Origin of the sequence: Halobacillus shinanisalinarum (genome assembly GCF_022919835.1) — a bacterium.
Lineage (GTDB): Bacteria > Bacillota > Bacilli > Bacillales > Halobacillaceae > Halobacillus_A > Halobacillus_A shinanisalinarum.
On the sequence record NZ_CP095074.1, the window covers coordinates 2,452,230 to 2,473,062 of the forward strand.

The window sequence follows — 20,833 nt, forward strand, 5'->3', positions numbered from 1 at the left end:
GAGACGGTAGCTATGTTATTTGATACACATGTGCATTTGAACGCAGATCAATTCACAGAGGACCTCAAGGAGACGATCGACAGGGCTCGGGAAGCAGGTGTTACTTACATGACAGTAGTCGGCTTTGATCGAAAGACGATTCCAACTGCCATCGAGATTGCTGAGAATCATGAGCATATATATGCGGCTGTTGGCTGGCATCCTGTTGATGCGATCGATATGACCGATGAAGATCTGGTCTGGATTGAAGAACTGGCTGCCCACCCTAAGGTTGTAGCGATTGGGGAGATGGGGCTTGATTACCATTGGGATAAGTCTCCAGCAGAAGTACAAAAAGAAGTATTTCGTAAGCAAATTCGTCTGGCGAAAAAAGTGGAAATGCCAATTATTATTCATAACCGTGAGGCAACGGATGATATTGTGGAGATTTTACAAGAAGAGAATGCAGCAGAGGTTGGCGGAATTATGCATTGCTATAGCGGCCCTGTTGAAACAGCTAAAACATGTATCGATATGAACTTTATGATTTCCTTAGGCGGACCAGTTACATTTAAAAATGCCAAGTTGCCAAAAGAAGTCGCAAAGGCGATCGACCTTAACCATTTACTTGTCGAAACTGACTGTCCTTTCCTTGCTCCACACCCAAACAGGGGTAAGCGTAATGAACCTGCTTATGTCAAGCTTGTAGCTGAGCAAATTGCAGAGTTGAAGGGTCTGACTTATGAAGAAGTAAGTCAACGGACGACTGAAAATGCTCTCAAGTTTTTCCGAATTCAGTCATAAAATGGAGGACTTTCGGTTTAATATTACAAATGAACGGTGAAATTGTATGGGAATTGTAACATGATTGTTATGTTAATTTCCTAGGTACAAGTGCATAATGTTAAGAGTCAGCTATCCTCTAGCTGACTTCTTTTTTTGATCTACATCATTCTTGTTTTACATAACTTTTGGCCTATTAATAATTTACGCACTTAAAGAAGGGAGAAGGGGAGAATGAAAGACGTTAAATCAGTACTGAGCTCAGCCCTGGTTTGGACATTTGTAATTTCAACCTTGTGTATCACCTTTTTAGGATTCGTAATGTTTGAAGCAACAAAGGCTTCAGTCCAAGTGACTCAAGATGGAGAACATCAATTAATTCGCACTCATGCTAATACAGTCGAGGAATTATTATCAGAAATGAATGTTACAGTCGAATCATATGATCAGCTATCACACGAATTGTCACAACCTATTACATATGGAATGGATATAGAATATACAGCATCTAAATCTATTAATCTAACTGTTGGAAATAAAGAGAACCGCTATCACACGACTGCAGCAACCGTCGGTGAGTTTATAAAGGATCAGGACTTGGAACTTAAAGAGCGGGATTACATGTCACACGATTCAGGTTCACCAATTGAAGATGGAATGAGTCTAGAAGTAGCTAAAGCGATTCAAGTGAAGCTTAACGACGGTGTAGAGGAACAAAATGTCTGGACGACTGCTTCTACAGTAGGAGAATTTTTGGAAAAACAGAACGTAACTTTAGATGAACTAGACAAGCTAAACGTTTCAAAAGGCGATAAACTTCATGGAGATATCCCGGTATCTATTACACGTATTGAGAAGGTGACGGATATTGTTCAAGAAGAACTAGAATACACTGTGATTACACAAAAGGATGATTCACTTCCTAAAGGACAAGAGCGTGTCGTATCCGATGGAGAGGTCGGAATGGTTACGAAGGAATACAAGGTAACGATCACAAATGGTGAAGAGTCTGATCGTAAATTGATTAGAGAAACCGTTGAAAAAGAGAGTAAGGATCATGTGGTTGCCTTAGGAACAAAGACAGAAAAGGTTGAAACAGCTTCCAAAGTAAAACCGAAACTAGCTCCAGCCCCTGCTAAAAAGGTAGACCAGGAGACAATGGTGAGAACGGTAGCTGCAACAAACACTTCTTCAGATGCCCCTTCGGCACCCTCAAGAAGCGATGATAATGGGGCAAAGACTCTCCACATGAAAGCGACGGCTTATTCAGCGAACTGCCCTGGTTGTTCTGGAATCACAGCCACCGGAATTAATTTGAAGGAGAACCCGGAAAAGAAGGTTATAGCTGTTGATCCAAGCGTTATTCCATTAGGAAGTCGTGTTTGGGTAGAAGGATATGGCCACGCCATTGCTGGAGATACCGGTGGTGCTATTCAAGGAAATAAGATTGATCTCTTTATCCCTTCCAAAGGGGAAGCCAATAGTTTTGGCCACCGTACAGTACAGGTTAAAATTTTAGAATAAGAGATGAAAAGCAGAGGAAAGGGCTCCTCTGCTTTTTTCTGTACATGACACGTGGTATGCTATGAAAGATTATATGCAAATGTATCAATGGAGGAAGATAGCTGTGAAGATAAAAGAGATTATTGTTGTGGAAGGAAAGGACGATACAGCAAAGGTGCGGCAAGCTGTTAACGCAGATACCATCGAAACGAATGGTTCAGCTATAGATGATCTTGTAATTGCCCAAATCAGACATGCTAACGAAAAGCGCGGTGTGATCATTTTCACGGATCCGGATTATCCTGGGGAGCGAATTAGACATATTGTAGATCAGCATGTTCAAGGATGCAAGCATGCCTTTTTGTCCAAAGAACATGCTCGGGCCAACAAGGACAGAGGAATCGGCATCGAACACGCCTCCATTGACCATATAAGGCAAGCGTTATCATTGGTTTATGAGCTTAGTGACCCTGCCTTAAGTGAAATTGCAAAGGACGACTTGATCGGCTTTGGATTAATTGGTGGACCTAGTGCGAGCAAGCGCCGTGAAAAGCTTGGTGACAGGCTCCATATTGGCAAAACGAACGGCAAACAGCTTCTACGCCGGTTAAATATGTTTCATATTACAAAGAATCAGCTTGGTTTAGCTATGAATCAGATCATGCAGGAGGAAAAGAATGAACAGTAAAGCTGTAGCAACACCCACACGTACGAAAGAAATACTCTCCACCTATGGCTTTTCTTTTAAAAAAAGTTTAGGTCAGAATTTCATTATTGATGTAAATATACTGAAGAATATTATTAAGCACGCGCAAATTGATAAGGAAGCGGGAGCTATTGAAATTGGGCCAGGAATAGGCGCCTTGACCGAACAGCTTGCACAGCACGCTGATAAGGTCGTGGCTTTTGAAATTGACCAACGTTTACTGCCCATCCTTGATGAAACTCTTTCTGTTTATGAAAATGTTGAGGTTATTAATCAAGATATTTTAAAAGTGGACGTAAAAAAAGTGATTGAAGAAAACTTCGAACCAGGACAAAGAATTAAAATTGCCGCTAATCTCCCTTACTATATTACAACCCCTATTTTAATGAAGCTGCTCCTTGATCAACTACCGGTGGATAGCATAACGGTAATGATCCAGAAGGAGGTGGCTGACCGAATGGCTGCTGTCCCAAATACAAAAAGCTATGGCTCCCTCTCCATTGCTGTTCAGTATTACACACAAGCAGAGGTGGCAATGAATGTGCCTAAAACCGTGTTCATGCCACAACCTAATGTAGACTCTTCCGTGCTGCACCTGCAAATGAGAACAAAGCCTCCGGTCGATGTGGAAGATGAAGAGTTCTTTTTTGACTTAGTAAAAGCATCATTTGGCCAGCGTAGAAAGACATTGATGAACAACTTAGCCCGTCATTTTAGTGGAAAGATGGACAAGGATGAAATTCAGGAGTGTCTTGATCAGGCAGGGATTGATTCCAAACGGCGTGGAGAATCTCTCTCTATGAAGGAATTCGCCACATTAACCAATCACTTTCTTACGAGGTAACACCATCCACCTTCACACATACACTAACGTAGTGCCAGTTGTAAGGTGGGGAATATATGCTAACTAATGGAGATCTCGTGACAAGGAATTCATATCATCACGATATTTTGTTTCGAGTGAAATCGAAGAACGAAAAACTTGTCAAATTAATGGGGGAAGATATTCGTTTAGAGGCGGATGCTCCACTAAATGATTTACAAAAAGTATCAGGATCAGAATATCATAAGCGTAAGTCTCATATTGATAAACAAGAGGCGTATTCTTATCGTTTGTTCCGGCAGGATTACCGCCTTTTAAGGGAACAAAGGGAATCAGAGGCTGAGAGTGGCTACGGCGATCCTGAGGAATCTAGCTATTTTCAAATACCGCCGCGCATTCTCCACATTGATGGAGATCCTTTATTTTTAAAAAAGTGCATTCGACTTTATGAGCAGTTAGGATTGCAGGTTCATGGACAATATTTACAGGAAAAAGAAATGCCTGAGCAAGTATTAGCCCTAGTAGAGAAAGTACAGCCAGAGATTGTAGTGATTACTGGCCATGATTCCTATTCAAAATCAAAAGGAACGGTCCGTGATTTGGAATCCTATCGAAATTCACGCTACTTTGTGGAATCTGTCAGAAATATAAGACAGAAATATCCTCACTTCGATCAGCTTGTTATATTTGCTGGGGCATGCCAATCTCATTTTGAATCTTTAATAAGGGCAGGTTCCAATTTTGCCAGTTCTCCAGCACGGGTCAACATACACGCTATTGATCCTGTCTATGTAGCCGCACGACTCGCTTACACATCGGTTATGGAACATATCAACATTTGGGAAGTGATTCGAAATACAATTAGTGGTGAAAAAGGTATGGGCGGGATCGAAACTCGCGGGCTTTTACGGATTGGAATTCCTTACTCGAAAGAAGTTGAAGAACCATCTAAAAAAGGTGCTGAATGATGATTTCGCACCTTTTTTATTCATTTATTCATATAGGGGCACATAGTTTGCCTGAAATTGGATAATCTAAATAAGAACAAAATTTACAAGTTATTATGTTGACATTGATTTTGTCATACTGGTATAATTAAATATTTTATTTGACTTTATCCGTGAATCATGGTATATTATTATTAGTGAGGTGGAGTATAGTGGCTAAAACGTTAGTAGAAATCAAACAATCCCTTGAAGGGCAGATTGGTAAACGTTTAACATTAAAAGCAAACGGTGGACGTCGTAAGACTATCGAACGGTCAGGTGTTCTTGCAGAAACGTATCCAGCCGTTTTTATTGTTGAATTAGACCAAGAAGAAAATGCTTTCGAACGTGTATCTTATAGTTATGCAGATGTACTCACAGAGACAGTTGAATTAAATTTCGATGATTTATCAACAATGGCTATGGAGCAGTAACCTCAGGGTTGCTGCTTTTATTTTGTGTAATGAAATAAACTTTACTCTAGAAAGAGTTGCCAGTACTACATAGATATGCTGGAATGAAAAAATGTACACAACGCATACTAATTTTGTCGTAGCTAAGTGAGGGCGAAAGGAGCTGAAGACGATGGGACGCAGAGGAAGTATGATGTCCGATTCGTTGAAAGAGGAAATCGCAAAAGAACTTGGATTTTACGACAAGGTGGAAAGCGATGGTTGGGGCGGGATTACTACCCGTGACGCTGGTAATATGGTAAAGCGAGCCATTCAAATGGCAGAAGAACAGATGAAAAAAGATCAGTTGTAAAAACTGGACTCTCTCCTCAGCATGATTCCATGCTGAGGAGCTTTTTTATGTTCATCGCTTTTTTCAAGTTAGAATGTGTTGACTGATGCATGCGGCCAATACCGCGCCTTCGTTTTTCTGGGTTTTATGATACAATGCTTTCAGAAGAATATGTGAGAAGTGGGTGTAGGAAATGGAAATTTTGGAGAAGGCGCCGGCCAAAATTAATTTATCTTTGGACGTTTTACATAAGCGGAAAGATGGATTTCATGAGGTTGAGATGGTAATGACAACTGTAGACCTTGCTGATCGAATTGAGCTGTCTAGATTAAGAAGTGGAGCCATTCGAGTGGAGTCAGAAAACCGTTTTGTACCGAATGATGAACGGAATCTAGCTTATCGAGCAGCGAAGTTAATGAAGGATCATTATAAAATCGACAAAGGTGTCCGAATTTTTATTGAAAAAAACATCCCGGTTGCTGCTGGTTTAGCTGGAGGAAGCAGTGATGCAGCTGCAGTGCTCAGAGGGGTGAACAAGATTTGGGGTATCGATGCCAGTCTAAACGAACTTGCGGAGCTTGGTGCGAAGATTGGTTCGGATGTATCTTTTTGTGTTTATGGTGGAACAGCTTTAGCTAGAGGGCGTGGGGAGCAAATCCTAGAACTTCCATCGCCACCTCCTTGCTGGGTCGTCCTAGCTAAGCCGACCCTTGGTGTATCGACACAGACCATCTATCAAAAGCTAGATCCAAAAACAGCTTTTCATCCTAATACAAAGGGGATGATGGAGGCCTTACAACAGGGAGATTTTGATGCCATTTGTGCCCATGTAGGAAATGCCCTTGAAGGTGTAACAACCAAACTGCACCCTGAGGTTAACCAAATTAAGGAGCAAATGCGTCAGGCAGGAGCGGACGCTGTGTTGATGAGCGGGAGTGGTCCGACAGTATTTGCCCTGGTAGGTCAGGAGGCTAGAGCACAGAGGATTTATAATAGCTTAAAGGGGTTCTGCACAGAGGTATATATGGTCAGAATGTTGGGGAGCCGGGACATCACTTAAGAAAGGGAAAAGCACCCTGGATGGCATGAAAAAAGCAACATATTAGGGCGTTATTCCCAATTAAAATTGTAATGATACGATTATCACTTGATGAAAGCCGTACAAATCTGGTATCTTATAATAATAACATTCGGATTTAGAGGTGTCTTTTCATGAAAAGAAGTGATCGATTAGTTGCTATGACACACTATGTGTTAGATCGTCCACGTGAATTAGTTTCTCTTCCCTTTTTATCGGAGAAATATGAAGCGGCTAAATCTTCTATAAGCGAAGATTTAGGGATACTGAATAAAATGTTCCAAAAAGAGGGTATTGGTTACCTGGAATCCGTCTCGGGAGCTGCTGGCGGGGTGAAATATATTCCCGCTTTCTCTAAGGAGTACAGTCATCAGTTTGTTAACCAGCTTTGTGAACGGCTTGAGGATCCAGCTCGACTCCTCCCAGGTGGATATTTATTTATGAGTGACATTTTAGGAGAGCCAGGGACAGTACGTAATATCGGCCGTCTGTTTGCCTCTGTGTTCAGTGATAAAGAAATTGATGCGGTTATGACGGTTGCCACCAAAGGAATTCCACTGGCTTATGCTGTGGCCGCTTACCTAAATGTTCCCGTTGTCATTGTACGAAGAGATCCAAAGGTTACAGAGGGATCTACCGTTAGTATTAATTATGTGTCAGGGTCTACGAAAAAAATACAAACAATGGTATTAACGAAGCGTTCACTTGCGGAAGGATCAAAAGTTTGTATTATTGATGATTTTATGAAAGCAGGCGGTACGATCAATGGTATGAAAAACCTGCTTACAGAATTCAATGCAGAAGTAGCTGGTATCGGTGTTCTAGCTGAAGCTGAAGATGAGGAAGAGGATCGCGTTGTCGATGATTATGTATCACTTGTCCAAATTATTAGTGTTGATGACCGAGATACGAAGATAGAAGTGCATGAGGGAAATTTATTGAGTCGAATAGAATAATTAAATTCCTATAAGTGTGTATTCAAAAAGTTGACGAATGAGAACATCGACAAAGATCGTCACATCCTGTGACAAAGTCGACACGAGCACGTTCCCTGTGCGTCGCAAGAAGGTTGAGACACGAAAGTTTTGAGGACCGCAGCGTATGCCTTTCATACGTGAGGACCAGAAAAACCGAGCAACGAAGAAATTCGCCGTTTGTCATTCGTTGACTTTTGAACATCTTCTATAAATGTAAAGGAAGCCTCATTTCTGCAGTGATGGCTTTCTTTTTTTATAAACAAGAGTGAAAGTTATTTAAATTTTTTTGAAAATAAGCAGGAATTTTTCCCGGAATGTGGAATTATTTAAGTAAGTTCTTTTTGGGAAAAGGTGGTGAATGATAATGGAAGTAACTGACGTAAGACTGCGACGCGTAAATACCGAAGGAAGAATGCGAGCAATTGCTTCTATTACCTTAGATCAGGAGTTTGTTGTCCATGACATTCGGGTGATTGATGGCAACAACGGTCTTTTTGTGGCCATGCCTAGCAAACGGACACCTGACGGGGAATTTAGGGATATTGCCCATCCAATCAATTCAGGCACGCGTGGGAAAATTCAAGATGCTGTACTTAGCGAGTACCACAAGGCTGGTGAAGTTGATACGGAAGTAGAGTATGAAGAGGCAGGAGCATCATGAAAGTAACTGAAATAGAAGTCTGGCCTTCGATGGGGGCCGGGCTTCTTTTTTGCTGTTTAGAGCTCCGAGGGGCAGACCTTCGCGACATAAGCAATTCGGCTTCGTGAAGAAAAAATGCTTCACTACGCCGCCTTGCTTATGCGTTTCAGGTCTAATCGCCCCTCTCCGCTTTTCTGTTGTCTAGCTCCGGCGTCTAGACTCTCGAGACATAAGCAGTTCGCCTCCGTGGGGGAAGATCACCCCACTACGCCGCTCTGCTTATGTTTGTCGAGGCCCCACAGGGCGTGGGGTCGTTCGGTGTTGGCACAGGACGTGCCGAATTTAACCGAACTTCCTCTCATGCATGAGCAAGACGCCTCCGCTTTTCTAAATAAATTGTCGTTTGTTGAAATAATGCTTATTTTAAGATATTATTCATAATGGATAATTAGGATGGAGGTTACTTCATGACCAATAAATATGCGGTAGTGTTAGCAGCTGGCCAAGGGACCCGTATGAAGTCAAAACTCTACAAAGTTTTGCACCCTGTATGTGGAAAACCTATGGTACAGCATGTTGTCGACCAGTTAAATAAATTACAGTTAAATGAGTTAATTACAGTTGTTGGTTTTGGTGCGGAAAAAGTTCAGGATCAACTTGGTGAAACTAGTCATTATGTCGTGCAAGAAGAGCAATTAGGTACAGGGCACGCTGTACTTCAGGCCGATCATATACTTGCAGATAAAAAAGGTACAACAGTGGTTGCTTGTGGAGATACACCATTGTTGACCGAAGAGACACTGCAAAAGATGATGGATCATCATGAAGCTACTCAAGCCAAGGCAACGATCTTGACGGCGCACGCCGAGAACCCTCATGGTTATGGTCGTGTGATTCGTGGTGGAAATGGTCAGGTGGAGCGTATTGTTGAGCAAAAAGATGCCTCACAAGATGAACAAGCTGTTCAGGAAATTAATACAGGTACATATTGCTTCGATAATGAATTTTTATTCAAAGCGTTAAAGAGCGTGTCGAACGATAATTCACAAGGAGAATATTACCTGCCTGATGTAATTCAGATTCTTCAAGGTCAGGATGAAGCAGTTAGTGCTTATCAAACAACAGATTTTTCTGAGTCTCTAGGTGTGAATGATCGTGTAGCATTAGCTCAGGCTGAAAAGCTTATGAAGCAGCGCATAAATGAAGTACATATGCGCAACGGCGTAACGTTAGTTGATTGTGATAACACGTACATCGGTCCTGATGTAGAAATCGGCCAAGATGTGATTGTATATCCGGGTTCTATGATCGAAGGCAAGACGACTATAGAAGATGATACAGTAATTGGTCCTCATTCAACGATCAAAGATTGCTACATCGGTGCAGAAACAGTAATAAATCAAAGTGTGGCGACAAACAGCCGAATTGGGGCTCGTGTAAAAATTGGTCCATTTGCGCACATCCGCCCGGAATCATCTCTCGGTGATGATGTGAAGGTCGGTAATTTTGTAGAAATCAAGAAAGCTGTCTTTGGAGAGGGAAGTAAAGCCTCTCATTTAAGCTACATTGGTGACGCTGAGGTGGGGAGCGGAGTAAACATTGGTTGTGGTACAATTACAGTGAACTATGATGGCCATAATAAATTTATGACTACAATTAAGGACGACGCCTTTATTGGCTGTAATTCGAATCTCGTAGCACCTGTCACTGTAGGTAAGGGCGCTTATGTGGCAGCTGGTTCTACAATAAGTGAAGATGTCCCTGCTGAGGCATTGTCGATTGCCAGATCACGACAGACAAATAAAGAAGGCTATGCAAGTAAATTAAATTCTAATAAAAAAGACTAACGGAGGGTTCTATCCATGGCAACTGGGTACAAGGATTCAAAATTAAAAGTATTCTCCCTGAATTCCAATCCTGAACTGGCTGAAGAAATCGCTGAGAATATTGGTACCAATCTTGGGAAGTGTACGGTAACGAGATTTAGTGATGGTGAAATTCAGATTAACATTGATGAAAGTATTCGCGGTTGCGATGTATATGTTGTTCAATCGACTTGTGCTCCGGTCAATCAACATATCATGGAACTGCTCATTATGATTGATGCACTCAAGCGCGCCTCTGCTAGTACGATTAATATTGTTATGCCATACTATGGTTATGCTAGACAAGATCGTAAAGCACGTGCCCGTGAGCCAATCACAGCGAAGTTAGTTGCTAATTTACTTGAGACAGCGGGAGCTTCCCGTGTGATTATGCTGGATCTACACGCACCCCAAATTCAGGGCTTCTTCGATATGCCAATCGACCACCTTGTGGGTGTTCCTATTCTCTCTGATTACTTTGAAGAGAAGAATTTTGATGACGTTGTAATTGTATCCCCAGACCACGGGGGTGTAACTCGCGCTCGTAAAATGGCTGATCGCCTGAAAGCGCCGATTGCAATTATCGATAAGCGCCGTCCGCGTCCGAATGTTGCAGAAGTAATGAATATTGTGGGTAATATTGAAGGTAAAACGGCTATTATGATTGACGATATTATTGATACAGCGGGTACAATTACACTTGCTGCGAACGCGTTAGTTGAAAATGGAGCGAAAGACGTTTATGCCTGCTGTACACACCCGGTTCTTTCAGGGCCTGCCATCGAACGGATAGACAATTCAAATATTAAAGAATTAGTCGTCACAAATACGATTCCACTTGGAGAAGATAAGGAAAGTGAGAAAATCACTCCATTATCTGTAGCCCCTTTAATTAGTGAGGCCATTATCCGTGTCCACGAGCGGCAGTCAGTAAGTATCCTGTTTGATTAAGAAATTTTTTATGTGAATAACGTTTAACTTTTGTTTAAATAGGGAATTAGATTTAAATGAATGGTAAATTCAATGGAGGTAGATTAATTTGGCTATTACATTAAAAGCAAATCAAAGGAAAGATTTAAAACAATCAGTAACACGTGAACTGCGCCAAGAAGGGGATGTCCCTGGTGTTGTTTACGGCCAAGATAAAGAACCTGTTAATGTATCAGTAAACAGTATTGAACTACTTAAAACAGTCCGTGACGAAGGGAAAAATGCGATTATTTCTCTAGATGTAGACGGTGGTTCTACTGTAAATGTTATGCTTCATGAATATCAAATCGATCCTTTGAAGGACGAGCTCATTCATGCAGACTTTTACATTGTGAATATGTCCGAAGAAATGGATGTTGAAGTGCCTATCCATCTTGAGGGTGAGGCTTTAGGTTCCAAAGAAGGCGGTGTTCTGCAGCAGCCTTTATATGAATTGGCTATCAGAGCTAAGCCTGGTGACATTCCTGATGAGATCGTCATTGACGTTGCTGAATTAAATATCGGTGACAGCGTCATGGTCAGCGATTTAAAAGAGTCTCGCAAGTACGAAATTATGGAAGATGAAAATACAACGATTGTTTCAGTGACTCCACCAGAAGAAATGCCGGAAGAGCCTGATACAGATAACGCAGATGAAGAGCCAGAAGTCATTAATGGGAAAGATGATAATGATGAGGACTCCGAAGAAAGCGAAGATAAATAATATTTTAGAGCTATAGAAATAGGGGCGTGCCCATTAGGTGCGTCCTTTTTTGTAGCTTTGCTTTTTTGACATATTTTTTATTTGAGCTTTGCTATAATAAAAAGAAGCGGAATAAGGTATAAAGGAAGTTTTACAATGAAGTGTATTGTAGGTTTGGGTAATCCTGGGAAAAGGTATGAGAAGACACGCCATAATGTTGGATTTATGATTATCGATGAATTAGCAAACCAGAACGCTTGGAATTTGGATCAAAAAAAATTCAAAGGATTATTTACAATAGAACATATGAATGGGGAAAAGGTTCTTTTACTCAAGCCTCAAACATACATGAACTTATCAGGGGATTCTCTTCGTTTGTTCATGGATTATTACGATATAAGGGATGATGAAGTTCTCGTTATTTATGATGACCTTGATTTACCGCCTGGCAGAATGCGTTTGCGGCAAAAGGGTGGACATGGTGGTCATAATGGGATTCGCAGTATCATTGATCAGCTTGGTACGAAGGAATTTAAACGCTTGCGTATCGGTGTAGGACGGCCTTCTGTACCTATGAGTGTTGTGGATTATGTACTGGGTACTTTTGACAAAGACCAGCAAAGATCTATTCAAGAGGTGGTTGAGCAATCCGTTAAAGCTTGTGAAGCGTGGCTTGAACAGCCTTTTGATGAAGTGATGAATAGCTTCAATGTAAAAACTTAATAAGAATTCAGCTTTCGTATAAGTGACGATCTGCACGGCAACAATAAATACAAATGCTTTCTTCAGGAGGTTTGTATTTATGAATATTAATTATATATGCCGGCATTGTAACCGCCAAGTCGGAAAATTAGACCGAGAACGTGTCGAAATTTCTGAGCTTGGCTTAGAGTGCTTGAATGAGGATGATCATAGGGAAATGATTACGTATAGTAACAATGGTGATATGAATATTCGAACAATTTGCCATTCGTGTGAACGTACTCTTGACCAACATCCTCATTATCACGAACAAGATTATTTTATTCATTAAATCGTGGTCACCCTCTATTGGTGATTATGGAGGAGTTTGTTATGCAGGGAATTAAAGATTATCTACAACCTCAGGATGATATTCGTTCTGTTGTAGATGGATTTGAAACGGGTATGAATGAACAGATGATTGCAGGACTGTCTGGAGCTTCGAGAAGTTTGATGATCTCTTTATTGCAAGAATCCTTAAGGCGTCCCGTAATTATTGTGACTCATCAGCTTATTCAGGCCCAGCAAATGTATGAAGATATGTTAGAACTGTCAGATACAGGACGAGTCCATCTCTATCCAGTTAATGAATTGATTGCTTCTGAAATTGCCATTGCCAGTCCAGAGCTTCGAAGCCAGCGAATTGAAGCTTTAAGTGAATGGCTGAATCAAGATTCAGGGATCTTAATAGCTCCAGTGGCTGCCTTAAAAAGAATCATGCCGCCTAAAGGGTATTGGGAGCATAGCCAGCTCCCTTTTCGTGTTGGGGAAGACATTGATCTTAACAATTACTTAGAACGTTTTATCAGTATGGGCTATACACGCACAGATATGGTAGCGACCCCTGGAGAGTTTTCACTAAGGGGAGGAATTCTGGATGTCTACCCATTGACTGCAGAATTCCCTTATCGGGTCGAACTGTTCGATACGGAGGTTGACTCGATTCGTACATTCGATTCAGAAACACAGCGCTCCCATGAAAAGTTTGATCACATCCATGTAGGGCCTGCCACAGAATTGTTGCTGACGGATCAAGATTTTGCGAGGGCGTCGCAACGTTTAGAAGAAGCACTGAGCCATTCTTTACAAAAGCTGTCAAAGGAAGAAGCAAAAGAAACGCTACACACACATGTGGAACATGATATTGAACGGCTTCAGAATCGAGAGCATTTTCAAGATATGTATAAATATATCGGTTATTTCTACGATCAATCTGTAAGTTTGCTAGATTATTTACCCAAAGATGGGTTAATTATCTTGGATGAAATGAGTCGTATTCAAGAAACAGCTGGCCGTCTAGATCAGGAAGAAGCAGAATGGCACAACAGCCTGCTTGAAGTGAACCAGATTGTAAGGGATTTGCGTATTTCCTTTGATTGGCCTGATACATGGGCGAACATGAAACAGCCGAGGCTATATATGTCGGTGTTTATGCGTCATATTCCTAATACGCATCCTCAAAATGTAATCAATATCTCAAGCAGGCAAATGCAGCAGTTCCATGGCCAAATGAATTTACTTAAAAATGAGATGGACCGATGGATCAAGCAGGATTATTCTGTGATTATCATGGCTCCTGATGAAACTCGAGCTGAAAAAATCCACTCTGTGTTAGCTGATTATGACATGGAAGCGGTGGTGACTAAAGAGGAGGTTCGCTTGCCTGTGAAGCTCCCTGTTATTATCCAGGGGAATATCAGCAGCGGTTTTGAGTGGCCCATGCACAAAATAGCTGTTTTAACAGAGAATGAGCTGTTTAAGAAGCGGACAGCCAAGCCTAAAAGAAAACAGAAGTTATCAAACGCGGAACGGATCAAGAATTATCAAGAACTTAAAGTCGGCGATTATGTCGTACATGCGAACCATGGGATTGGGAAGTATATTGGAATTGAAACACTTAAAATGGGCGGAAACCATAAAGATTTTATGATGGTGAAGTATTCAGGGAATGACAAGTTGTTTGTTCCAATAGACCAAATCGATTTAATTCAAAAATATGTAGGCTCTGAAGGTAAGGAGCCGAAAGTGTATAAGCTTGGCGGCAGTGAATGGAAAAAAGTGAAAAGCCGGGTTCAATCCTCTGTTGAAGATATTGCGGATGACCTCATTCAATTGTACGCGGATCGTGAAGCATCAAAAGGTCACGCTTTTGGTGAAGATGGCGAGATGCAGCGAGATTTTGAAGCGGCTTTCGCTTATGAAGAAACAGAGGATCAAATTCGATGTATCGAAGAGATTAAAGAAGATATGCAGCAAATACGTCCAATGGATCGCTTGCTTTGTGGGGACGTGGGTTACGGAAAAACGGAAGTGGCTATTCGGGCAGCTTTCAAAGCAATCGAAAACGGAAAGCAGGCTGCTTTGCTGGTGCCTACAACAATACTCGCTCAGCAGCACTTTGAAACCCTGCAGGAACGATTTCAAGACTTTGGGATTAACATTGGCTTACTAAGTCGCTTTCGAACGAAAAAACAACAGAAGGAAACGACAGAACGCCTTCGTAAAGGACTTATAGATATTGTGGTTGGAACGCATCGTATTTTGTCTAAGGACATAAAATTTAAGGATCTTGGTCTATTAATTGTAGATGAGGAGCAGCGTTTTGGTGTCAAGCATAAAGAAAAGATTAAGCAATTAAAGTCGAATGTGGATGTCTTAACACTAACTGCTACTCCTATTCCGAGAACGTTGCACATGTCCATGCTTGGCGTTAGGGATCTATCCGTCATTGAAACACCGCCTGAAAACAGATTTCCGATCCAAACATATGTCTTGGAGTACAACCCTGTTTTCATGCGTGAGTCGATTGAGAGGGAGATGGGGAGAGGTGGGCAAGTTTTTTTCCTGTTTAATCGCGTGGAAAACATTGAGCGGATGGCGCGGGAGATCTCTGCACTTGTCCCTGAAGCAAGGGTCGCATTTGCTCACGGCCAAATGAATGAAACTGAGCTTGAGAACGTCATGTTTTCTTTCCTTGAGGGGAATTCGATGTATTAGTCAGTACAACGATTATTGAAACAGGTGTAGACATTCCTAATGTTAATACATTGATTGTGTATGATGCTGACCGAATGGGGCTGAGTCAGCTTTACCAGCTTAGAGGACGGGTAGGTCGTTCCAATCGTGTAGCCTATGCCTATTTTACCTACCAAAAAGATAAAGTGCTGACAGAGGTGGCTGAGAAGCGATTACAGGCGATTAAGGAGTTTACTGAGCTAGGATCCGGGTTTAAGATTGCGATGCGTGATCTGTCAATCCGCGGAGCTGGCAACCTGCTAGGTGCTCAGCAGCATGGGTTTATTGATTCTGTCGGATTTGATATGTACTCACAAATGCTTAAAGACGCGATTGAAGCGAAACGTCAAGGCGTCGAACCAGAGGCTGTTCAGCCTTTTCAAACTGAGCTTGATCTCTCCATTGATGCGTACATTCCAGCAGATTATATTGAGGATGAGAAACAAAAAATTGATATGTACAAGCAATTCCAGGCAATTGAATCAGCAGAGGATATCCGTGATCTTAAAGATGAATTGATCGACCGTTTTGGTGATTATCCAGGGGAGGTAGATAATTTATTTACAGTGACGTCGATTCGGCTGTATGCAAAGCAAGCCCGTATTGAATCTATCTCCGAGAAGAATAAGAAAATAGCGATGCTTATGGAATCTAACCAAAGCCAGCAAATTGATGGCTCAAAGCTATTTGAATTTGCAAATCAATACGGTCGAACGGTCCAACTAGGCACAGAGGATCAGCAGTTGAAAATCATCTTCAAATGGGAACAAGATACGGAACATAGAAGGTATGAAATTGTCGAGAGGTTTATTGAACAACTACCTGAACTCTCACGGGAAGCTACCAGTGCATAAGTGAAGGAAGCCTTATTTGGGCTTCCTTTTTTGTGACTAAGCGGGTATTTTCACATTCTTTTATGGTCTAGCTCCAACTTGCAGACCTTCGTTATATAAACAATTCCATTCTTTGATAGAAGACTCCGTCACATTATAGTTTTGCTTATGAGTTATGGTCTAAACGCTCATTTTCGCATTTCTTTTTAAAAAATCCATTCTTGGGATGAATAGGTTTTTTCTGGAGTATCATACTATCCTTATCATCTGTTTATTCTGCTTGAGAATTTTTACAGAGTAAATTATAGAGAGGGAGGCAGCGTAAGAATGAAAGCAACAGGAATTGTACGCCGAATTGATGATTTAGGGCGTGTGGTGATCCCAAAGGAAATTCGCCGCACGCTTCGTATTAGAGAAGGTGATCCTTTAGAAATTTTCGTTGACCGCGAAGGGGAGGTCATTTTAAAGAAATATTCCCCAATCAGTGAACTTGGAGACTTCGCTCGCGAGTATGCAGACGCATTACATGAATCATTAGAAGCGCCTGTATTAATTTGCGATCGTGATGAATTTATCGCGGTATCCGGAGAATCGAAGAAAACATACATGGGCCGCCAAGTTGGCAGCCGCATCGAACAGGTGATGGAAGGACGTACATCAGCATTTGAAAAACATCCCAATCCGGTAGAATTTGTCCGTGATTCAGAAGAGGACGTTATTTCTTATATCATTCATCCTATTATTGCTCAAGGAGATCCCATCGGCTGTGTGGTTGCTTTTAACAAAGAAGGCACCCCTATTGATGAAGGCTCAGCAAAAGCTGTACAAACAGCAGCAAGCTTTTTAGCAAGACAAATGGAGTAGTAGGAAGGCGCAGGCATCGGGATAGGTGATTGACTTGTTCTTCGTGTCTGCGTACTGTAGTTAGATCAAAGTGAAAAGGGATAAAGCCAGGTCATTCATGGGGCCTGGCATTTTTGTGCTATAATAAGTGCAATTGTTATCTAAATTAGGAAGGTCTTTTCATGAATCATTCAAACTCATCACATCTTATTTTCAAAGGTGCTTTTTTGCTTACTTTATCCGGTCTGATTGGAAAAGTATTAAGCGCAGGGTATCGTATTCCCCTGCAAAATATTGCTGGGGATTTAGGCTTTTATATTTATCAGCAAATTTACCCGATTTTAGGAATGGCTTTAATTCTTTCTTTATACGGGTTTCCGGTGGCCATCTCAAAGCTAGTGGCTGAAGTAAGGGAGCAGGGAAAAGCGTTGTCTTTATCCTCTTTTTATGTTCCTGCCTTATCGTGGCTGTTCGGGATCTGTGGGGTTATATTTTTTATAGGCTATACTCAATCGGATGAATTGGCTGCTTTGATGGGAGACAAGCACCTTACGCCTTCCTTACAAGCGGCATTTTTTGTGTTTCTATTTCTTCCTTTTCCTTCCCTGCTTAGAGGGGTTTATCAGGGGGGAGGGAACATGCAGCCAACGGCAATATCACAGGTAGTAGAGCAATTTGTACGCGTCCTCTTCATTATTATGGCTACCATTTATGTCGTTAACAAAGGGGAGCTCTATCATATAGGCATCGGAGCCTCTATTGCTTCATTAGGAGGGATTATAGCTTCTGCTATTGTTTTCCTTTTTATTATTAATAAAAACCCTCCATGGACGAGTGGATCTATGGAGTATTCGTCTCTTGCTTTTTTAAAGACGATTGTATTCTACGGGTTATTCATATGTCTTAATTACATGCTGTTGTTACTAATACAAATGACTGACGCTCTCACCCTTGTTCCTGGCTTAATCGAAGCAGGAGAGGAATCGAAGAGGGCGAAGCTGTTAAAAGGGGTGTTTGATCGTGGACAACCTCTAATTCAATTAGGGACTGTGCTAGCTTCTTCACTGGCCTTAGCTGTTGTTCCTTCTGTAACAAAAAGAAGGTTGAAAGAAGAGCCTCGTCTGATTGAGGGCTACATCTTTGGTTCAGTGAAGTTTAGTCTGTTGATTGCCGGTGGGGCAACGGCAGGGTTAATAGTATTATTCCCTTTCATTAATGAATTGTTTTTTCAAGATACAGAAGGGACTGCTGTCTTGCGAGTTCTTATGCTTGTGATTCTGTTTAGTTCGCTAGCTATTACGCTTTCCTCCATTCTTCAGGGGCTTGGTCTTGTAACACATACAGCTATTGTCGTGTTGTTGGCTATCGCTGTTAAATGGGGGTTGAATATCTGGCTAGTACCTTCTCTTAAACTAAATGGAGCGGCCATTGCTTCGATTGTGAGTGTGGTTCTCGTTGTCGTGGGCCATTTGGTTTTGCTAAGACACGACTTTTCGTTAAAGAAATGGCTGCGGCTTCCATGGCTTTCGACAAGCTTGGCTGTCCTTGGAATGATGGGTGTACTTTTGGCACTAATCCAAATTAAACAGGGAATGGATATGAGCGAGAACCGCTTATTCTTGCTATTTTATACATTAAGTCTTACAGCTATCGGTGCGCTGACTTATTTCGTATTATTAATACGTTTGGGCGCTCTTACTAAAAGGGAACTTGAGACTTTACCCTATGGAAGATGGCTCGTACGATTATTACCAAAGGGGTTGAACAGATGAAAACCGTTACTATCTTAGGACTTGGCGCGGGTGAATTGGACCAGCTGCCGCTCGGAGTCTATCGTCAGCTTATTAATGCAAATGAACCTATTTTTATCCGTACACTTGATCATCCCGTTGTAAGAGAGCTTGAAGCAGATGGGGTGAGCTTTATTAGTTTCGATTTCCTGTACCAGCGTAATGATCAATTTTCTGCAGTTTATGAAGAAATCGCTGAACAACTAGTAAATACTGCAAAGGAAAAAAATATCATCTATGTTGTCCCAGGCCACCCGATGCTTGCAGAGCGGACAGTACAATTACTGCTAAAAGAGCCAAGAGTGGACGTATCGATTCAAGGGGGACAAAGTTACTTGGATGATGTGTTTACAGCGCTTGAAGTAGATCCAATTGAAGGATTCCAATTTTTAGATGCGACGGCCCTTACACGGAGTCAATTACAATTTCAGAACCATATCCTCCTCTGCCAAGTTTATGATCAAATGATTGCCTCTGAAGTTAAATTAACTTTGATGGAGGACCTTTCTCCGGAACACCCTGTTAGGATTGTCACCGCTGCCGGAACCAGTGAGGAGAAGATAATTGCAGTTAGCCTTGAGGAAATGGATCGTGCTGTTGAAGTAAATAACTTAACGAGTGTTTACATTGCTCCGGTAGAAAAAGGTGACTTGAATCACCAGTTTTTCCGATTGAGAGAGGTGATTCGAAAGCTTCGTGGGCCAGGCGGGTGTCCGTGGGACCAAAAGCAAACACATGCATCTCTCCGCCGTTACTTGATTGAAGAAGCCTATGAATTCATTGATGCTGTGAATCGGCATGATGATGACCATATGGTGGAAGAGCTTGGGGATGTACTGCTGCAGGTGATGCTCCATAGCCAAATTGGAGAGGATGAAGGATTTTACACGATTGATGACGTAATAGTATCTATAACAGAAAAAATGATTCGCAGGCATCCGCACGTTTTCGGAAACGTACATGTGGAGGGCACTGAAGAAGTGGTGACGAATTGGGACCAAATCAAAAAGCAGGAAAAGAAACAAGTGCTTGAATCGATGTTAGACGATGTACCAATGAGCTTTCCGGCACTTCTGCAAGCAGAGGAATTGCAGAAGAAGGCAGCTAAGGTAGGCTTTGATTGGGATGATGTAAAACAAGTGGAAGCTAAAGTCCAAGAAGAATGGAGCGAATTTATCGAGGCAAAAGAGGCAAATGACGTTGAGGAAATGGAAAAAGAGTTTGGAGACTGGCTGTTTGCCATCGCTAACTTAGCTCGCCATTATAAAATCAACGGGGAAATGGCTCTAAACCGTACCAATCAAAAGTTTAGAACAAGATTTTCAGCCATGGAGAAAAGTGCCTCAGAAGGGAAGCGTTTGCTTGAGTATTATACAATTGACGAGTTAGAAGCGCTGTGGGTCGCGGCTAAAGCAAAACATAAAGGAGAGGAATAGGACATGCGTTTAGATAAATTTCTAAAGATATCCCGCTTAATTAAGCGAAGAACCTTAGCAAAAGAAGTGGCCGATCAGGGAAGAATTAGCATTAACGGACTAAAGAGTAAAGCAGCTACAGACGTATCCGTTGGTGACGAGCTAACCATCCAGTTCGGCCAAAAGATCCTAACGATTGAAGTAAAATCTCTAAGGGAAAATGTGAAAAAAGACGAAGCGACCACATTATATGAAATTAAAAACGAAGAACCGGTTAATAAGTAAAGAAGAGCCGCTGCTGGATTGAAGCAGTGGCTTTTTTGACATTTGCTGGCTAGACTTGTGCAATAAAGTCTCACCTTCGTGCCATTCATTTTTTGCTGCAGTTAACTCTATAAGTGACTTTTGAACAACCTCTATAATTCCTTCCACTAATCACC

At 41.7% G+C, this 20,833-nt stretch carries 19 protein-coding genes and 1 pseudogene; all 20 read left to right on the top strand.

The annotated features are described in order from the left end of the window. Nucleotides 1-12: 12 nt before the first annotated feature. The 20 genes and pseudogenes from MUO14_RS12075 to MUO14_RS12170 all read left to right on the top strand — a co-directional run bounded on the left by MUO14_RS12075 (nt 13) and on the right by MUO14_RS12170 (nt 20,678). On the top strand, nt 13-783 hold the full coding sequence (locus tag MUO14_RS12075) for a TatD family hydrolase (RefSeq protein ID WP_244750970.1): 771 nt from the start codon (nt 13-15) through the stop codon (nt 781-783). Nucleotides 784-996: 213 nt separating this feature from the next. Next, nucleotides 997-2,286 carry a G5 and 3D domain-containing protein gene (locus MUO14_RS12080; RefSeq protein ID WP_244750971.1) on the top strand — a complete coding sequence of 430 codons (1,290 nt, stop codon included), beginning with the start codon at nt 997-999 and terminating at the stop codon, nt 2,284-2,286. A gap of 103 nt (nt 2,287-2,389) precedes the next feature. Continuing rightward, entirely contained in the window at nt 2,390-2,953 is a 564-nt protein-coding gene (gene rnmV / locus MUO14_RS12085) for a ribonuclease M5 (protein WP_244755573.1), read from the top strand. Beyond that, on the top strand, nt 2,943-3,815 hold the full coding sequence (gene rsmA, locus MUO14_RS12090) for a 16S rRNA (adenine(1518)-N(6)/adenine(1519)-N(6))-dimethyltransferase RsmA (protein ID WP_244750972.1): 873 nt from the start codon (nt 2,943-2,945) through the stop codon (nt 3,813-3,815). The genes rnmV and rsmA overlap by 11 nt, the downstream gene beginning before the upstream one ends. Before the next feature lie 56 nt (nt 3,816-3,871). Next, on the top strand, nt 3,872-4,762 hold the full coding sequence (yabG, locus tag MUO14_RS12095) for a sporulation peptidase YabG (RefSeq protein WP_244750973.1): 891 nt from the start codon (nt 3,872-3,874) through the stop codon (nt 4,760-4,762). Nucleotides 4,763-4,953: 191 nt separating this feature from the next. Further along, nucleotides 4,954-5,214: a biofilm formation stimulator Veg gene (veg, locus tag MUO14_RS12100; protein WP_079524832.1), complete on the top strand. Its 261-nt coding sequence runs from the start codon at nt 4,954-4,956 to the stop codon at nt 5,212-5,214. Between the two features lie 151 nt (nt 5,215-5,365). Then, on the top strand, nt 5,366-5,545 hold the full coding sequence (locus MUO14_RS12105) for a small, acid-soluble spore protein, alpha/beta type (RefSeq protein ID WP_244750974.1): 180 nt from the start codon (nt 5,366-5,368) through the stop codon (nt 5,543-5,545). 172 nt (nt 5,546-5,717) lie between these two features. Next, nucleotides 5,718-6,584: a 4-(cytidine 5'-diphospho)-2-C-methyl-D-erythritol kinase gene (gene ispE, locus MUO14_RS12110; protein ID WP_244750975.1), complete on the top strand. Its 867-nt coding sequence runs from the start codon at nt 5,718-5,720 to the stop codon at nt 6,582-6,584. A gap of 152 nt (nt 6,585-6,736) precedes the next feature. Continuing rightward, nucleotides 6,737-7,558, top strand: coding sequence for a pur operon repressor (purR, locus tag MUO14_RS12115; RefSeq protein ID WP_244750976.1), 822 nt, complete (start codon nt 6,737-6,739; stop codon nt 7,556-7,558). A gap of 385 nt (nt 7,559-7,943) precedes the next feature. Beyond that, the gene (spoVG, locus tag MUO14_RS12120; protein WP_244750977.1) at nt 7,944-8,240 is read left to right on the top strand and encodes a septation regulator SpoVG; all 297 of its coding nucleotides are present in this window, start codon (nt 7,944-7,946) and stop codon (nt 8,238-8,240) included. A gap of 446 nt (nt 8,241-8,686) precedes the next feature. Then, the gene (glmU, locus tag MUO14_RS12125) at nt 8,687-10,066 is read left to right on the top strand and encodes a bifunctional UDP-N-acetylglucosamine diphosphorylase/glucosamine-1-phosphate N-acetyltransferase GlmU (RefSeq protein WP_244750978.1); all 1,380 of its coding nucleotides are present in this window, start codon (nt 8,687-8,689) and stop codon (nt 10,064-10,066) included. Between the two features lie 15 nt (nt 10,067-10,081). Then, nucleotides 10,082-11,035: a ribose-phosphate diphosphokinase gene (locus MUO14_RS12130; protein WP_244750979.1), complete on the top strand. Its 954-nt coding sequence runs from the start codon at nt 10,082-10,084 to the stop codon at nt 11,033-11,035. Nucleotides 11,036-11,123: 88 nt separating this feature from the next. Then, a complete protein-coding gene (locus MUO14_RS12135) occupies nt 11,124-11,777 on the top strand; it encodes a 50S ribosomal protein L25/general stress protein Ctc (protein WP_244750980.1) in 654 nt (217 codons plus the stop codon). Between the two features lie 135 nt (nt 11,778-11,912). Then, on the top strand, nt 11,913-12,479 hold the full coding sequence (gene pth / locus MUO14_RS12140) for an aminoacyl-tRNA hydrolase (protein ID WP_244750981.1): 567 nt from the start codon (nt 11,913-11,915) through the stop codon (nt 12,477-12,479). Between the two features lie 79 nt (nt 12,480-12,558). Then, nucleotides 12,559-12,789, top strand: a complete 231-nt coding sequence (locus MUO14_RS12145; protein ID WP_244750982.1) for an anti-sigma-F factor Fin — start codon at nt 12,559-12,561, stop codon at nt 12,787-12,789. Nucleotides 12,790-12,830: 41 nt separating this feature from the next. Next, nucleotides 12,831-16,366: pseudogene (mfd, locus tag MUO14_RS12150) on the top strand (transcription-repair coupling factor). 306 nt (nt 16,367-16,672) lie between these two features. Next, nucleotides 16,673-17,209, top strand: a complete 537-nt coding sequence (spoVT, locus tag MUO14_RS12155) for a stage V sporulation protein T (protein WP_244750983.1) — start codon at nt 16,673-16,675, stop codon at nt 17,207-17,209. A gap of 161 nt (nt 17,210-17,370) precedes the next feature. After that, complete coding sequence (locus MUO14_RS12160; RefSeq protein WP_244750984.1) at nt 17,371-18,960, top strand: putative polysaccharide biosynthesis protein; 1,590 nt, start codon at nt 17,371-17,373, stop codon at nt 18,958-18,960. Then, nucleotides 18,957-20,414 carry a bifunctional methyltransferase/pyrophosphohydrolase YabN gene (locus tag MUO14_RS12165; RefSeq protein WP_244750985.1) on the top strand — a complete coding sequence of 486 codons (1,458 nt, stop codon included), beginning with the start codon at nt 18,957-18,959 and terminating at the stop codon, nt 20,412-20,414. The genes MUO14_RS12160 and MUO14_RS12165 overlap by 4 nt, the downstream gene beginning before the upstream one ends. Before the next feature lie 3 nt (nt 20,415-20,417). After that, nucleotides 20,418-20,678 carry an RNA-binding S4 domain-containing protein gene (locus MUO14_RS12170; protein ID WP_244750986.1) on the top strand — a complete coding sequence of 87 codons (261 nt, stop codon included), beginning with the start codon at nt 20,418-20,420 and terminating at the stop codon, nt 20,676-20,678. Nucleotides 20,679-20,833: the final 155 nt, after the last annotated feature.

What these genes read in the sequence shown, in the direction of transcription:
- MUO14_RS12075 (WP_244750970.1), top strand. Translation starts at nt 13, where the DNA reads ATGTTATTTGATACACATGTGCATTTGAACGCAGATCAATTCACAGAG.
- MUO14_RS12080 (WP_244750971.1), top strand. Translation starts at nt 997, where the DNA reads ATGAAAGACGTTAAATCAGTACTGAGCTCAGCCCTGGTTTGGACATTT.
- rsmA (WP_244750972.1), top strand. Translation starts at nt 2,943, where the DNA reads ATGAACAGTAAAGCTGTAGCAACACCCACACGTACGAAAGAAATACTC.
- yabG (WP_244750973.1), top strand. Translation starts at nt 3,872, where the DNA reads ATGCTAACTAATGGAGATCTCGTGACAAGGAATTCATATCATCACGAT.
- MUO14_RS12105 (WP_244750974.1), top strand. Translation starts at nt 5,366, where the DNA reads ATGGGACGCAGAGGAAGTATGATGTCCGATTCGTTGAAAGAGGAAATC.
- ispE (WP_244750975.1), top strand. Translation starts at nt 5,718, where the DNA reads ATGGAAATTTTGGAGAAGGCGCCGGCCAAAATTAATTTATCTTTGGAC.
- purR (WP_244750976.1), top strand. Translation starts at nt 6,737, where the DNA reads ATGAAAAGAAGTGATCGATTAGTTGCTATGACACACTATGTGTTAGAT.
- spoVG (WP_244750977.1), top strand. Translation starts at nt 7,944, where the DNA reads ATGGAAGTAACTGACGTAAGACTGCGACGCGTAAATACCGAAGGAAGA.
- glmU (WP_244750978.1), top strand. Translation starts at nt 8,687, where the DNA reads ATGACCAATAAATATGCGGTAGTGTTAGCAGCTGGCCAAGGGACCCGT.
- MUO14_RS12130 (WP_244750979.1), top strand. Translation starts at nt 10,082, where the DNA reads ATGGCAACTGGGTACAAGGATTCAAAATTAAAAGTATTCTCCCTGAAT.
- pth (WP_244750981.1), top strand. Translation starts at nt 11,913, where the DNA reads ATGAAGTGTATTGTAGGTTTGGGTAATCCTGGGAAAAGGTATGAGAAG.
- MUO14_RS12145 (WP_244750982.1), top strand. Translation starts at nt 12,559, where the DNA reads ATGAATATTAATTATATATGCCGGCATTGTAACCGCCAAGTCGGAAAA.
- spoVT (WP_244750983.1), top strand. Translation starts at nt 16,673, where the DNA reads ATGAAAGCAACAGGAATTGTACGCCGAATTGATGATTTAGGGCGTGTG.
- MUO14_RS12160 (WP_244750984.1), top strand. Translation starts at nt 17,371, where the DNA reads ATGAATCATTCAAACTCATCACATCTTATTTTCAAAGGTGCTTTTTTG.
- MUO14_RS12165 (WP_244750985.1), top strand. Translation starts at nt 18,957, where the DNA reads ATGAAAACCGTTACTATCTTAGGACTTGGCGCGGGTGAATTGGACCAG.
- MUO14_RS12170 (WP_244750986.1), top strand. Translation starts at nt 20,418, where the DNA reads ATGCGTTTAGATAAATTTCTAAAGATATCCCGCTTAATTAAGCGAAGA.